Origin of the sequence: Streptomyces sp. Y2F8-2, assembly GCF_014905555.1 — a bacterium.
In the GTDB taxonomy this organism is placed as follows: Bacteria; Actinomycetota; Actinomycetes; order Streptomycetales; family Streptomycetaceae; genus Streptomyces; species Streptomyces cynarae.
The window spans coordinates 390,728-404,289 of the sequence record NZ_BNGS01000004.1; the positions used below are offsets into that span (position 1 = coordinate 390,728).

The following is a 13,562-nucleotide window of genomic DNA, read 5'->3' on the forward strand; positions in this document are numbered from 1 at the left end:
CCGATGGGGCGGGCTAGCGGATCACCAGGGCATGAGAGGTCCGGGGAGACGGCGGCAAGAGAGGGGTCCGGGGACGGCGGGTGCCCCGTGCCAGGAATGCCGCCGTGGGGACCCGTCGATGGTTCCGAGCCGGCGGAGAGCCGCCGGCGCCAACGCAAAGGTATGGAGGAGCGGCACATGCTTTTTGCCTGTCCGTGCACGAGGTCTGACCTGTCCGCGTCTGTCGGCCCGGGCTGAGCGCGTCGTGCGGGGCGGATGGATACCGTGGAGTTCCCGGCCAGTGATCAACTGCCGAGTGTGTCCCCGAGAAGGGAGTTCCCGATGGTCGACGAGCCGATCCTGGTGCTTGCCGCGACCGGTGGCCAGGGCAGGGCGGTGACCGAGGCCCTGCTCGCCCGAGGGGCCGGGGTCCGGGCGCTGGTGCGGGATCCCGCGCGCGGCGCCGCGCGGGAACTGGCCGACCGGGGCGCCGAAGTCGTGGCGGGGTCCCTGAGCGACCGCGCGTCACTCGCCGCGGCCATGCGCGGGGTGGCCGCGGTGTTCGCGTTCACCACTCCCTTCGAGGCCGGTTTGGAGGCCGAGGTGGCCCAGGGGCTGGCGATCCTGGCCGCCGCGCACGAGCAGCGCGTGCCGCATCTCGTGTTCAGCTCGGTGGCCGGGGCGGACCAGGAGAGCGGGGTGCCGCACTTCGACAGCAAGGCGCGCATCGAGGCCGAGCTGGTTTCGGGCGATGTGCCGTACACGATCCTCGGGCCGACATACTTCTACGACAACGCGCTGGGCGGAGCCGAGCGGATCCTCGGCGGGGCGCTCGACCTGCCGCTGCCGTCCGACCGGCCGTTGCAGCAGCTCGACCGCGCCGACCTCGGTGCCTTCGCGGCCGAAGTGCTGCTGAACGCCGGCCCGTACACAGGGCACCGCATCGAGCTGGCCAGTGACGCCCCGACGCCCGCCGACATGGCGGCCGCGCTCGGTACGGCCCTGGGACGCGAAGTCCGCCATGTGCCGGTCCCGCTGGCTGCGGTGGGCGATCCGGACATGCACGCGATGTGGACGTTCCTGAACGGGCCCGGCTACCAGGTCGACATCCCCGCCCTGCATGACGCCCATCCCGGCATCTCCTGGACCGGCTTCACCGACTGGGCGCGCCGCACGTTCGCGGGCGCCCGCTGAGGGGACCCCGCACGCTCACAGATCACGAAGTATGCCCTGATGTCTTTCATGGTTGAATGACCGTCCGATGCCCGGACCGGGACCTACGCGTCAGGTGCCGGAGCGGGTCCGGAGGCCGGGCGGTGGAGCGGCGCGGGCGTCGCGGTGGTGAAGAGGGCGGGGTAACCGAGGTCATGAGCGGTGCGGGCATGCCCGGTGACCGTGCGGCCGAACCGGTCCTGGCCGGACGGGACACCCATGTCGAGGCCATCCGCGCGGCCCTGGCGGACATCGCCTCCACCGGGACGTCGGTGCTCCTGCGCGGCGATCCCGGCATGGGAAAGACCGCACTGCTGAAGGTGGCCGAGGCCGAGGCCCGTCGCGCCGGTCTGCGCGTCCTGCGGATGACCGGCGCCGAAGCGGAGTCCGGCCTGCCGTTCGCCGCCCTGCACCAGGTGCTCTGGCCGCTGCTCGACGACGCGCAGACTCTCGCGGAGGAGCAACGCGACGCACTGGAACGGGCCTTGGGCGTACGCGAGGGCGCACCTCCCGAGGGCTTCACGGTGGCGGATGCCGCCCTTTCCCTGCTCGCCCACGCCGCCGCCCGCCGACCCGTCGTCGTACTCCTGGACGACCTGCAGTGGGCCGACCCGTCCAGCACCGCCGTGTTCGGGTACATCCAGCGGTATCTCGCTCCCCTGTCCGTCGTCGTCATCGGGGCGAGACGGCACCTGACGGTCGTGGCCCGGCGGGATCCGGTCCCGGCCCGGGAAGAAGGGAACGACACCGAGGGGCTGCCGGGCCGGGTGCTCGACCTGGAGCCACTGGACGAGCGGCAGGCCGAACTGCTGCTGAGCACCCTCCACCCGCACCTGCCCGACCAGGCGCGCCGCCGGGTGGTGCGCGCCGCCGGGGGCAACCCGCTCGCGCTGCACGAACTTCCGGTGCACATGCGGGCGGTGGCCGCGGCCGGCCCCGCCCATCTGGCAGACCCACGGGCAACCGGCGTCACCGAGCTGTTCGACGAGCTGCCCCTGGGCGAGCGCCTCGGGCGCCTGTACGAGGACAAAGTGCGCGCCCTGCCGGACGGCACCCGGCGTCTGCTGCTGGTGGTGGCACTGGGCGGCTCGTTCGCGCAGCACGTCCGCGTGCTGCGCGGCCTGGCGGACCGGGCGGCGGGAACGTCCTGGACACAGGTCCGGGACGAGATGCACGCCTCCGGCCTGGCCCACGCCGACCCGACGTCGGACCGCGTGGCCTTCCACCATCCGCTGGTGCGTGCCTGCCTGGTGCACCTCGCCTCGCCGGCCGACCGCCGGGCGGCCCACCGGCTGCTCGCGGACGCCCTCCCCGTGCGGAGCCCGCGGCGGATCATGCACCTGGCGGCCGCCGCCATCGGCACCGACGGCGAGCTGGCCGCGCTGGTGCACGCGGAAGCCGACGCCATGGCCGCCCAGGGCGGACCCGCCGAGGCGGCGGGAATGATGGCGCGCGCCGCGGGTCTCAGCCCGGACGCGGTGAGCCGGACGGCGCGCCTCGTCGCCGCCGCGGCGATGGCGGCACGGGGCGGACGGCTGCGCCTGGCGGCCGAACTCGTCGCCGAGGCCGAGACCGAGGCCCGCCCGGGAAGGCCCGAACCCGCCGACCTGTACGCCTTCGCCGTCGCCTGCACCAGGCTCCAGCTGGACGCCGACCCGGCACCGGCGATCGAATTGCTGCCCGAGGTCCTGGACCGGCCGGCCGCGCTTGTTGCCGGGCAGCAGGGCGCGGCCCTGCTCGAACCGCTGCTCTTCCTGCTCCTGGTCGTCGCCGTGCACACCGGGGACGAGCGGGCGTGGGCCGCCTGTGAACTCCGGGTGGCGGACGCCTGCGAGCCGGTGGTGCTGTGCCGGCAGGCATGGTCCGGCCCCTCCCGCGCCGTCCACGACGTGCCGCGCCGGCTGCGCGCCGCGGTCGCGGCTCTGCCCGAGCACCGGGAGACCCCCGCTGCCCGGCTCCTGCTGTGGACGGCCGCCGCCGTCGACGCCGTCGGCGACCACGACGAGTTGTGGAGCCGCTTCGGGGGCCGGCACGCGTACGCCTCCCAGGCCTTCGTCGACATCGTCCGCGCCCACGACGACTTCCTGCACGGCCGCTGGGACGCGTCCCTCGAGATCTCCCGCCGGGGCGCCGAGACCTCCGGTGCCTGCGGGTACGCGTTCAACGAGACGCTGTTCCGACTGAACTCGGCGCAGGTTCTGGCCGCCCGTGGGGACCGCGCCGGCCTCGCCGCGCTGGAGACCGCCATCGAGCCCTCGGCCCGCGAGCGGCGCCTGCGCCTCGTCACCGAGCGCCTGCAGGCGCTCGAGGTGGTGTGTGCGCTCGGCCACGGCCGGACCGACGAGGCATGGCAGCATGCGCAGACCCTCACCCCGCCCGGGACCGTCCCGTCCCGCGCTCCCTGGTTCCATCTGTCGCTCGTCGACTGGGTGCAGGCCGCGGTCGACAGCGGACGGAGGGCGGAGGCCCGGCGCCACCTGCGGGCGGTGGATGCGGCCGGAATCGCCCGCACGTCCCCCCACCACAGCTTCCTGGTCGCGGTCGCCGAGGCCCTCGCCGCCGACGACGAGGAGGCGGAGCAGCGGTTCGAGACCGTGTACGCCCTCCCGGGCGCCGACACGTGGCCCTTTCCGCTCGCCCGGGCCCGTCTGGCGCACGGCGCGTGGCTCCGGCGACAGGGCCGACCCGGGCCCGCCGCCGCTCACTGCGAGGCCGCGCTCGGCGCCTTCACCCGCCTCGGTGCCACACCCTGGGCCGCACAGGCGTCCCGGGAACTCGACGCGGTGAACGGGAGCAGCCGAACGCCCGACGACGGAACCGGACACCACCCCCTGCTGTCCGCGCGGGAGCTGAGGATCGCCGAACTGGCCGCCGAGGGCCTGACCAACCGTCAGATCGCCGAGCGGCTCGGTCTGTCACCGCGTACGGTCGGCGCCCATCTGTACAAGATCTTCCCCAAGCTGGGCGTCACGACTCGCGCAGGAGTGGCCCGTGCGCTGGAGGAGACCCGGGAAGCGCCCTGGCCAGGGCAGCGCGCGAAGTGATGCCGAGTTTGGGGAAGATCCGGTAGAGGTGCGCCCCGATCGTCCGGGGCGACAGGTGCAGGGCGGCGCCGACCTCCTTGTTCGTCAGGCCGGTGGCGACCAGCCGGGCGATGCGCAGCTCCTGGGGCGTGAGCGCGTCGGCGTCGTTCTCCGCGGTCCCGGTGGAGCGGCGGACGGCACGCAGCTCGGCCCGGCACTGCTCCACCCAGGGGGCGGCCCGCAGCTCGCGGAAGGTGCGGAAGGCGCTGCGCAGCAGCTCCTCCGCCTCCGCCCCGCGCCCCCGCCGCCCCAGCCAGGAACCGTGCGCCAGCCGCAGCCGAGCCAGCTCGAAGACCCATCGACCGGCGCCCGGCACGGCGTAGGCCGCCGCGTAGGCCGCGTCCGCCGCGTCGTCGTCGGCCGTCAGCGCGCTCGCCGCGGCCAGCAGGAAGGCGTGGTGGGCGGAGACGCCGTCCATCCGTGCCGCTCGCCCGGCCGCCACCCGGGCGAGCGCCTCCTCCCGCCGGCCGCAGCGCAGGCTCGCGACCACGAAGTCGAAGAAGGGCAGGTGGAACCGGCCCGGTCCGCGCGGCAGGGAGCCGGGCGGCATCATGCGCCGCAGTCGGTCGTACGCATCCTCGTGCCGGCCGTGCGCCAGGGCGACGAGGGCCTCCAGGTGGTCCAGACGGTCCGTGACGAAGTGCATCCGGGCCCGGGACGCGGCCGGCTCGATGCGCTCCCGCACCGCGCTCAGCCCCTGCTCGTCACCGCGGCCCGCAAGGAAGTGCGCGTGATAGAGCCTGAAGAGCAGGGCGTTGCAGTGGTAGCCGAGCTCCTCCGCGGTGTCGGCCTCGCGCGCACAGTCCTCGGCGGCATCCCAACGACCCCGCAGGAACGCCTGATGGCACCGCGCCTTCGCGACGGACCCCGAAGTGGCGTAGGCGTGTTCCCCGCCGAAGAGCCGCAACAGGTTCGCGTCGGCACCGTCCACCGCCGACGCCGCCCACAGCAGCAGCCAGGCGTTGCCCGTGTCGCGCCCGGCCGCCCGGCGCGTCACCATGGCCCGCAGCTCCGCCTCCGCACCCTGCGCCGTGCGCGGCGGGTCCGCCCAGGCGCGGTGGCACAGGCGGGCGGCGGGGGAGACGTGCTCCCGGTACCGCTCCAGCGTCTCCCACCCCCGGGGGTCGCTCGTGTACGCGGAGGCCAGCAGCAGTTTGAAGAACATCTGTTCCACGAGGTCGTCCCGGGCCGACGCGCCGGGGGCGGTCAGCGCGGCCAGAGCCCCCGGCAGCAGTGAGAACGACGACGCGAAGTCGACGTGGTGGCTCTGGTCGACGTACACGACCGCATAGGCGAACAGCGGTGCGACGTCCCCCGGCACCGGTCCCCGCTCGATCTCCTTCACCAGCCGCGCCGCGTACGCCAGGCGCCCGCCCCGGGCCGACATCACGGCCGCCCAGGTCAGCCGTCTCACCCGGTTCTCGGGGTCCACGCTGAGAGCCGCCGCGCGGTCGAGGAGCAGCGCCCCTTCCGCGTCGCCACCGCGCAGCGCGATGCGCGTGCCGGCATCCTGGAGCCGCGCGGCGAGGCGTTCCGCCGGTCCCTCGGCGGCGGAAGCCTCGTGCAGCAGCCGGCGCGGGTCTTCCTCGGGCAGCCGCTCCGCCAGCGACCGATGGGCGGCCCGCAGCTGCGACCGGGAGGCGGAGGCGATCACGGCGCTGCGCACCAGCGGATGCCGGAACACCAGCCGCCCGGTGTGGTCAAGACGCGCCAGCCCGCCTGCCTCGATCGGTTCGAGGACCCCGTCCGTGCCGTCCTGACCCGGCGCCGGCTCCCGGATCACACCGCTCCCGCCCGCGGGGCCGTCCAGCGCGGCGACCAGCAACGCCCTCGCCGCCTCCGCGGGGAGCGAGCGCAGCCGTCGTACGAAGAGCGCTTCCAGCCGTTGTCCGAGGGGCAGCCGCTCCGGCAGCGGCACGATGCCCTCGCGGTGCTCCCGCGCCAGCTGGCCGGGCAACTCGGCCAGTGCCAGAGGGTTGCCCGCAGCCTCCTCCATCACCCGCTCGGCGGTGGCGGTTGCCAGCCCCGGATGCCAGCGCCGCAGCAGCGCACGGCAGTCGTCACCCGACAGCGCCCCGAGGTCCACCGGGTGCGCGGGCCATCCGTCCAGCGCCGAGCCGTCGGGGCGGCCGGCGCACACCATGACGGTCCGCAGGCCGGTGATCCGCTGGTGCAGGAACAGGAACACCGCGGCACTGGAGGAGTCCACCCAGTGCAGGTCGTCCACCAGGATCAGCAGCGGACGGCGGCGCGCCTCCTCCGCGAGCAGAGCGAGCGCGGACGCTCCGACCATGAACCCGCCGGGGGGAAGTCCCTCCCGCAGTCCCAACGCCCCTTCCAGCGCGGCCCGTTGCGGCCGGGGCAGCGCCCGGGAGTTCTCCAGCAACGGCCGGAGCACCTGGTGCAGTGCGCCGAAGGCGATGCCGACCTCCGCCTCGCTCCCCGCTGCCCGCAGGATCGTGAAGCCACTGCGCTCGGCGCGTGCGGCCGTCCAGTCCAGCAACGCCGTCTTCCCGATGCCGGCGTCGCCCCGCAGCACCGTCGCCGAGCCGCCCGCCGAGGACCGGGCCCGCTCCAGGGACCGCTCCAGCAGCGCGCGCTCGCGCCGCCTGCCGACCAGCGCCGTGTCGCCGGGACCCCTCTCCACGACTGCCCCTCCTCACCCTCGGACAGCATGGCACGCCGGTGTTGCCTCACAGCGCACGGTTGTTGTCCCGGTGGGAAGAGACGGCCCGCTCCACCGGCTTTTTGCACCGGACACCCGGAGGCTGAAGTCCGTGGACTCGCTCCGGTGCGAGGCCCCGACGCCGGAACCGACCCGGCACCCGTGGGAACGGAACGCTCGGACGAAGGGGCCCCATGAGCCTGACACCCGTATCCGCCGGCACCGGCGGCACCCGCAGCACCCGCCGCGCCGACGGGCGTACAGTGCGCGCCCTCGGCTTTCTTCAGGTGCGCACCGTCCGGGGAGCGGCACAGAGCTACGTCCACCGCCCCGACGACGGAGCTCCCGAATCCTGTCTGCTGCTGGGCCTCCACGCCTCCGGCCGGGCGAGCCTCGTCCGTCGGGGAGCCGCGGAGGCGTGTGGGCCCGACGACCTCTTCGTCTGCGACGGAACCGAGCCGTTCACCCTCCACGAGGCGGAGGACTTCACACTGCACCTGGTGCGAATCCCTCGTCGCGCCCTCGCGCTCACCGACCACCAGGCACGGGTGCTGAGCGATCGGGCGCCCTTCACGGACGGCGCGGTGGCGCCCCTGCTCGGGCCTCTTCTGCGGGAGCTCGTCGGCGCGCTGCCGGAGTACTCGTCCCGCACGGCGCACCATCTGGCGGGCACCGTCGCGGAGTTGGTCACCCTGCTGGCCGTCGAGAACGCCGATCCCGGACCACACGATGAGCGGGAGGGCCGCCAGTCCCTGATCCGGCAGGTGCGCGCCCACGTCGACTCGAACCTGTGGGACCGGGAGCTGACCCCCGCCGGCGTCGCCGCGGCCCAGCACGTCTCGATCCGCTATCTCCACAAGCTCTTCGAAGGCCATGACTGCACGGTCGGCCGGTGGATCCAGCACCGCCGTCTGACGGAGGCACGGCGGGAACTGGCCCGGCCGGGACGGAACGACACCACGGTGTCGGCGGTCGCGAGGCGCTGGGGGTTCGCGAGCGCCACGCACTTCAGCCGCAGCTTCCGCGCGGCGTACGGGGTGTCGCCCAGCGACTGGCGGGACGAGAGGACCCGGGCGTCCCGAGGGCCCGGGAACGCCGACGGTTGACCGGAGCCGGGGCGGACGGTCGTGGGCGGGCCGTCCCCGGTCTGGGACGGCCCGTCAGGAGGCCCGCGACGGCCGGGCCGGAGCGGCGACCGCGCAATCCGGTCCGCGCTCACGAGCCGTCTCCCCACCGGCGGTTGCGGTCGTATCGGCCGCGGCCGCGCCCGCCAGACGGCGCCACTGCTGCGGCGAATGCCCGTGGACGGCCTTGAAGGCACGGCTGAAGTGCGCCGCGTTGCGGAAACCCCAGCGGGCCGCCACCACGGAGATGGACGGACTCACCCGTCCGCGCCGAGCGAGTTCCCGAGCACACTCCTCGACCCGCCGGCGCAGGATCAGCCTGCCCACGGTGACACCCTCGCCCTCGAAGAGGCGATGCAGATAGCGCACCGAGATCAGGTGCGCGCCGGCGATGCGCTCGGCCGACAGCTCGGGGTCGTCCAGATGCCGGTCGATGTACTGGCGGATGGTGACGACCAACTGGTGGCGCCCTGTCCGAGGGGTCTCCGCCTCCGCTTCCTCGGTCAGCTCCTCGACCAGGGCGGCCACCAACTCGGTCACGATGCCTCCGAATCCCTCTGCCACGGCGGGGGGCGTCCGTGCGGCGGACTTTTCCAGGTGCCGCAGGACGAGTGGCAGCAGCGCCGCCACTCCGCCCTTCGGTGTGAGGGCACGGGCGGTGACGGAGCGCAGGAGCGCCGCGTGGAGGTGCAGGGCGTGAACGGGCACGCGGAAGAACAGCATCCGCGCGTGGTCCCGGTGCTCGACCGAGAAGGGCCGGCGCAGGTCGATGAGCGCCAGTTGCCCGCTCTCCACGTGGGCGCCCCGCCCGTCCTGGGCCAGGCGCACGGTCCCGTTCCGCGGAGCCAGCAGGGCGACGGCCTCCGAGGCGTCCTGGGCGATGGAGCGGGGCCCACGGCTGAGGCGGAGCTCCAAGGCCTCACAGGCGACCAGGCGCACATAGCCGAAGTGGTGCAGGGTCACCGAGCCGCTCGCCGGGGCGTCCTGCCGGGTGTGCTCGAGGACCGGCGCGAGCCATCGCGAGACGGCGGCTCCCACATCGGTGGATGTGCCGGTCCCCGGCGAGGCGGGCGTCCCGGGTAGAGCGCTCACGACGACTCCCTTCAGCCGTCCCGTAATCGGTGTGCGGTGCGCGGGAGGAGACGGCCGCCGGTTCCACGCCCCGTCCGGCAAGTCTCAGACGGTGACCGGGGGAGTCGGTAGGTCATATGACTGCACTTCGCTCGTGCGCGGGGAGGAAGGACCGGAGGGCACCCGAAGTGTGCACGCAGCGGCACGGGTGAGTGCGGTCGCCCATCCCGCACGCCGACAACGTTGGCCTAGGGTGTGTCCCGCGTGCCGGTAGAGCCGCTTCCGGCACCGAGCGCCTGCCTGCCCGGCCGTGGGTGCGGAGCCGCTCCGAGCACGGCCCCCGATTCGCACCCCCCACGCAGGAGCTCCCGTGGAAGAAGACGTTCCGGCCTTTCGGGCGACGCCGGTTCTCGAACGACGGGCGCGTGCTTTCGTCGAGACGTACGCCTGTCCCACGGCCTCGGACTCCGACGCCGCCGCCTCCAGGGCGCGTATGGCGGCCCTGTGGAGCGGCGGCGGCCGTGACGAGCCCGACGTCGAGGAGGAGTGGCTCGCGCTGCCCGGTGTCGAAGGCGGGCGGATACGGGTGCGGATCCTCCGCCCCGCCGGCAGCGACGAGCCTCTGCCGGTGGTGCTGTACCTGCACGGCCTCGGCTGGATGCTGACCGACGCCTACGCGCACCGCAACCTGGTGGCGGACCTGGTTCTGGGAGCGGACGCCGCCGTGGTGGTGCCCGAATACGACGTGTCGGCCGACGCACGGTATCCGGGTGCCGTCGAGCGGGCCCACACGGTCGCCGGGTGGATCGCACGCCATGGCGCTCAATGCCGGCTGGACGGGACCAGGATGGCGGTCGTCGGTGTCAGCGCGGGCGCCCATCACGCGGCGGCCCTCACCCTGGTGGCCCGACGGCGCGGCGGACCGAGCCTGCGTCACCAGGTGCTGGTCTGCCCGGTGACCGACGCGGCGATGGACACCCCGTCCTACCGCCAGTTCGCGGACGGGTACTTCCTGGGGCGTGCCGCCATGAGCGGTTACTGGGAGCACTACGCGCCGGACCCGGAGACCCGGACGCAGGACATCGTCTCCCCGCTGCGCACACCGACTCACCGTCTGCGGGGCCTGCCGCCCGCGCTCGTCCTCACCGCCGAGGCCGATGTGCTGCGCGACGAAGGCGAGGCGTACGCGGCGCGACTGAGGGAAGCGGACGTCCCGGTCGTGTCGGTCCGCTATCACGGCACGGTCCACGGCTTCGTCCTGTTCGACCTGCTCCGCGGCACGCTCGCGTCCAGAGCGGCCCGCATCCAGGTGACGGACACCCTGCACGCCGCCCTGCACGCCGCCCTGCACACGTCCTGAGCGCGCCGCCCGCCCTCACCCGGCGTGCTGAGCGTCGCGTTGTTCGCGCGTGCGGATCAGGCCGGGGCCGGCGTCGAGGACCGAGTCCTCGAAGGTGACCTCATGTCCGTCCTCGCACTGCAGGACGGCGTGCACGGCGGCGCCGCACTCCTTGTGGCGTACGACCACCGGGGGTCCCTGTTCACCCGCCGCCCAGGTGTCGCCCCACTGGCGCAGCGCCACGAGCACAGGCAGGAAGTCGCGGCCCTTCTCGGTGAGTTGGTAGGCGTACCGGGTCCGCTGGCCGGGTTCCCGGTAGGGGACGCGCTCCAGGAGCCCGGCGGCGGTCAGTTCCTTCAGGCGCGCCGCGGTGGCGGGCTCGCCGATGCCCACACGCCGTGCGAAGTCGTCGAACCGGCGTGTGCCGAAGAACGCCTCGCGCATGATCAGCAGCGCCGTCTTGGTGCCGACGATCTCCAGGGCGCGGGCGATGGAGCAGTTCGCCATCGACCAGGCGTCGCGTTCCGTCAGCAGATCGCTCATGTCTCACCCTCTCACCTGACTTGCGTCCAGCTTAGCCAGGGGATAGCGTCGTAGCTAACTTCTGAAATCGTTAGTCAGCCGAGGGCGTCCGCGCCTTGGGAGGAATCATGGACATCGGCAGCGCAACCGCTCTGGTCACCGGAGCCAACCGCGGGCTCGGCAGGGCCCTCGCGCAGGAGCTGGTCGCGCGCGGTGCGACCGTCTACGCCGGGGCCCGACAGCCCGACCAGGTCGATCTGCCCGGCGTGAAGGCGATCCGGCTCGACATCACCGACCCCGCCTCCGTCGCCGCGGCGGCCGAGCAGGCCCGTGACGTCACCGTGCTGGTCAACAACGCCGGCACCTCGACCGGTGCCGATCTGCTCACCGGCAGCTGGGACGCCGTCCGACTGGAGACGGAGACCCACTACCTGGGCACCCTGCGCATGATCCGGGCCTTCGCCCCGGTCATCGAGGCCCGGGGCGGCGGGTCGATCCTCAACATCCTGTCCGTCCTGTCGTGGATCAACCTGCCCACCGTCGGCGCCTACTCCGCAGCCAAGGCGGCGGAGTGGAGCATGACCAACGCACTGCGCCAGCAGCTTGCGCCGAAGGGCATCACCGTCGCGGGACTGCACGTCGGCTACATGGACACCGACATGGCCCGCGATGTGACCGCACCCAAGAACGACCCGGCGGACGTCGCGCGCACGGCCGTGGACGGCATCGCCACCGGCGCCCACGAGATCGTCGTCGACGACCTCAGCCGCCGGGTGCAGGCGGGCCTCGCCGGAGGCGTCGCGGCCCTCTACCCGCAGCTCGGCTGACACACGGGGAGAGGGCGACGCCGCCGAGGACCGCTATCCGGCGAGTGTCTGCGTGCCCAGCACGGTGAGCAGCGCCAGGCGCTCGGCGTCCTCGGTGCCCGGCTCGGCCGTGTAGACCATGATGCGCAGATCGCTGCCCGCCACGGTGAGCACGTCGCAGTCCAGCGTCAGGGCGCCGACGTGCGGGTGGTCGATGATCTTGCGCGCGGCCTCGTGGCGGCCGACGGCTCCGGAGTCCCACAGCTCGGTGAACCGGTCGCTGCTCGTCCGCAGATCCCCGATCAGCCGTCGCAGGCGCTGGTCGGCCGGATAGCGGGCGGCGGCCGCACGCAGATCGGCCACCAGGGCCGCCTCGAAGGCACGCAGCGACTCCGGGGTGTGCCGGGCGCGGCTGCCCGGTCCGACGAAGTGCCGCCACACGCTGTTGCGCTCGTTGCCCCGCCAACCGGACGGGTCACCCATCAGGGCCGCGTACGGCGGATTGGCCATGAGCAGCGTCCAGGTCGCGTCGTACACGGCGACCGGCGTCCCGGTGAAGCGGTCCACCATCCGCTGGACGCTCGGGGTCAGATACGTGGGGACCGTGTCCGGGCCGGGTGGGACCAGTCCCGCGAGACGGAAGAGGTGGGCGCGCTCGTCGCCCGACAGCCGCAGGGCCCGGGCGAGGGCGTCGACGACCTGCGTCGACGGGTTGGAGGCGCGGCCCTGTTCGAGGCGCGTGACGTAGTCGACGGAGATGCCGGCCAGCATGGCCAGCTCCTCACGGCGCAGCCCCGCCGCACGCCGCTGCCCGCCCGCGGGCAGCCCCGCCACCTCGGGCGAGACCCGGTCGCGCCAGCGGCGCACCGCCCTGCCGAACTCCGCCGTCGCCATGCCGACCAGTGTGCCCCCGCGCCGCCCGGTGTGCCTGGTACCAGTAGTCCCAGGAACACGGGACGCCTGGCTGACCGCGCCGCCCGCCCGGAACCTTGGGGGCATGACGACAACACTGATCACCGGGGCCAACAAGGGCCTCGGACACGAGACCGCCCGTCGGCTGCTCGCCGCCGGCCACACCGTCTACATCGGCAGCCGGGACGCCGACCGCGGACGCCGCGCCGCCGAGCGCCTGGGCGCGCGGACGGTCCTCATCGACGTCACCGACGACGCGTCCGTCGCGGCCGCCGCCAAGGCCATCGAGGCCGACGGCGGACTGGACGTGCTGGTCAACAACGCCGGCATCGAGTTGCGCGGCGAAGCCAACACGGTCACCGACGCCGCGGGAACCACCGCCGACCTGATGCGGCGCCTGTTCGAGACCAACGTCTTCGGGCTCGTGCGCGTCACCCACGCGTTCCTGCCCCTGCTGCAGCGGTCCACCGCGCCGGTCGTGGTCAACGTCAGCAGCGGCCTGGGCTCGCTCACCCGAGTCGCCACCCCGGGCACGCCGGCGTACGCCTACCCCGGTGTCGCCTATCCGACGTCGAAGGCCGCGGTCAACATGATCACCGTGCAGTACGCAAAGGCGTTCCCGAACATGCGGATAAACGCGGTGGAGCCCGGCTACACCGCGACGGACCTGAACGGCAACACGGGCACGCAGACCGTCGAGGAGGGCGCCGAGATCATCGTCCGGATGGCACAGGTCGGGCCCGACGGCCCCACTGGAGGGTACTTCGACGCTGCTGGACCTCTTCCCTGGTGAGTGCGCGTCACCTTGCCGGTGCCCTGGAGACCGGCCGACTCCGGGGCACCGCCCGC

At 73.6% G+C, this 13,562-nt stretch carries 10 protein-coding genes; 6 read left to right on the plus strand and 4 right to left on the minus strand.

The window, feature by feature from the left end; all coding sequences use genetic code 11:
* Positions 1-321 precede the first annotated feature (321 nt).
* Both SY2F82_RS16110 and SY2F82_RS16115 read left to right on the plus strand, forming a co-directional pair.
* Entirely contained in the window at positions 322-1,173 is an 852-nt protein-coding gene (locus SY2F82_RS16110) for an NmrA/HSCARG family protein (protein WP_200419761.1), read from the plus strand.
* A 188-nt stretch (positions 1,174-1,361) separates the two neighbouring features.
* Positions 1,362-4,235: an AAA family ATPase gene (locus SY2F82_RS16115; protein WP_200419762.1), complete on the plus strand. Its 2,874-nt coding sequence runs from the start codon at positions 1,362-1,364 to the stop codon at positions 4,233-4,235.
* Here the strand turns inward: SY2F82_RS16115 and SY2F82_RS16120 are convergent.
* Positions 4,159-6,921, minus strand: a complete 2,763-nt coding sequence (locus SY2F82_RS16120; RefSeq protein ID WP_200419763.1) for a BREX system ATP-binding domain-containing protein — start codon at positions 6,919-6,921, stop codon at positions 4,159-4,161. The two genes, SY2F82_RS16115 and SY2F82_RS16120, sit on opposite strands and share 77 nt — an antisense overlap.
* Before the next feature lie 212 nt (positions 6,922-7,133).
* Here SY2F82_RS16120 and SY2F82_RS16125 point away from each other — a divergent pair, with 212 nt between their 5' ends.
* Entirely contained in the window at positions 7,134-8,045 is a 912-nt protein-coding gene (locus SY2F82_RS16125) for an AraC family transcriptional regulator (RefSeq protein ID WP_200419764.1), read from the plus strand.
* 54 nt (positions 8,046-8,099) lie between these two features.
* Here the strand turns inward: SY2F82_RS16125 and SY2F82_RS16130 are convergent, their stop codons facing one another.
* Positions 8,100-9,155: a helix-turn-helix domain-containing protein gene (locus SY2F82_RS16130; protein ID WP_200419765.1), complete on the minus strand. Its 1,056-nt coding sequence runs from the start codon at positions 9,153-9,155 to the stop codon at positions 8,100-8,102.
* Between the two features lie 349 nt (positions 9,156-9,504).
* Here SY2F82_RS16130 and SY2F82_RS16135 point away from each other — a divergent pair, with 349 nt between their 5' ends.
* Positions 9,505-10,494 (plus strand): alpha/beta hydrolase, encoded by a 990-nt coding sequence (locus tag SY2F82_RS16135; RefSeq protein ID WP_200419766.1) that lies wholly within the window; start codon positions 9,505-9,507, stop codon positions 10,492-10,494.
* Positions 10,495-10,509: 15 nt separating this feature from the next.
* Here the strand turns inward: SY2F82_RS16135 and SY2F82_RS16140 are convergent, their stop codons facing one another.
* On the minus strand, positions 10,510-11,016 hold the full coding sequence (locus SY2F82_RS16140) for a helix-turn-helix domain-containing protein (RefSeq protein WP_200419767.1): 507 nt from the start codon (positions 11,014-11,016) through the stop codon (positions 10,510-10,512).
* A 107-nt stretch (positions 11,017-11,123) separates the two neighbouring features.
* Between SY2F82_RS16140 and SY2F82_RS16145 the strand changes: the two genes are divergently transcribed.
* Positions 11,124-11,822, plus strand: coding sequence for an SDR family oxidoreductase (locus SY2F82_RS16145; RefSeq protein WP_200419768.1), 699 nt, complete (start codon positions 11,124-11,126; stop codon positions 11,820-11,822).
* Between the two features lie 33 nt (positions 11,823-11,855).
* On the opposite strand, the gene SY2F82_RS16150 is transcribed toward SY2F82_RS16145, so the two are convergent.
* Positions 11,856-12,695 (minus strand): helix-turn-helix transcriptional regulator, encoded by an 840-nt coding sequence (locus tag SY2F82_RS16150; RefSeq protein WP_200419769.1) that lies wholly within the window; start codon positions 12,693-12,695, stop codon positions 11,856-11,858.
* Between the two features lie 103 nt (positions 12,696-12,798).
* Between SY2F82_RS16150 and SY2F82_RS16155 the strand changes: the two genes are divergently transcribed.
* Positions 12,799-13,506 (plus strand): SDR family NAD(P)-dependent oxidoreductase, encoded by a 708-nt coding sequence (locus SY2F82_RS16155; protein ID WP_200419770.1) that lies wholly within the window; start codon positions 12,799-12,801, stop codon positions 13,504-13,506.
* Positions 13,507-13,562 lie beyond the last annotated feature (56 nt).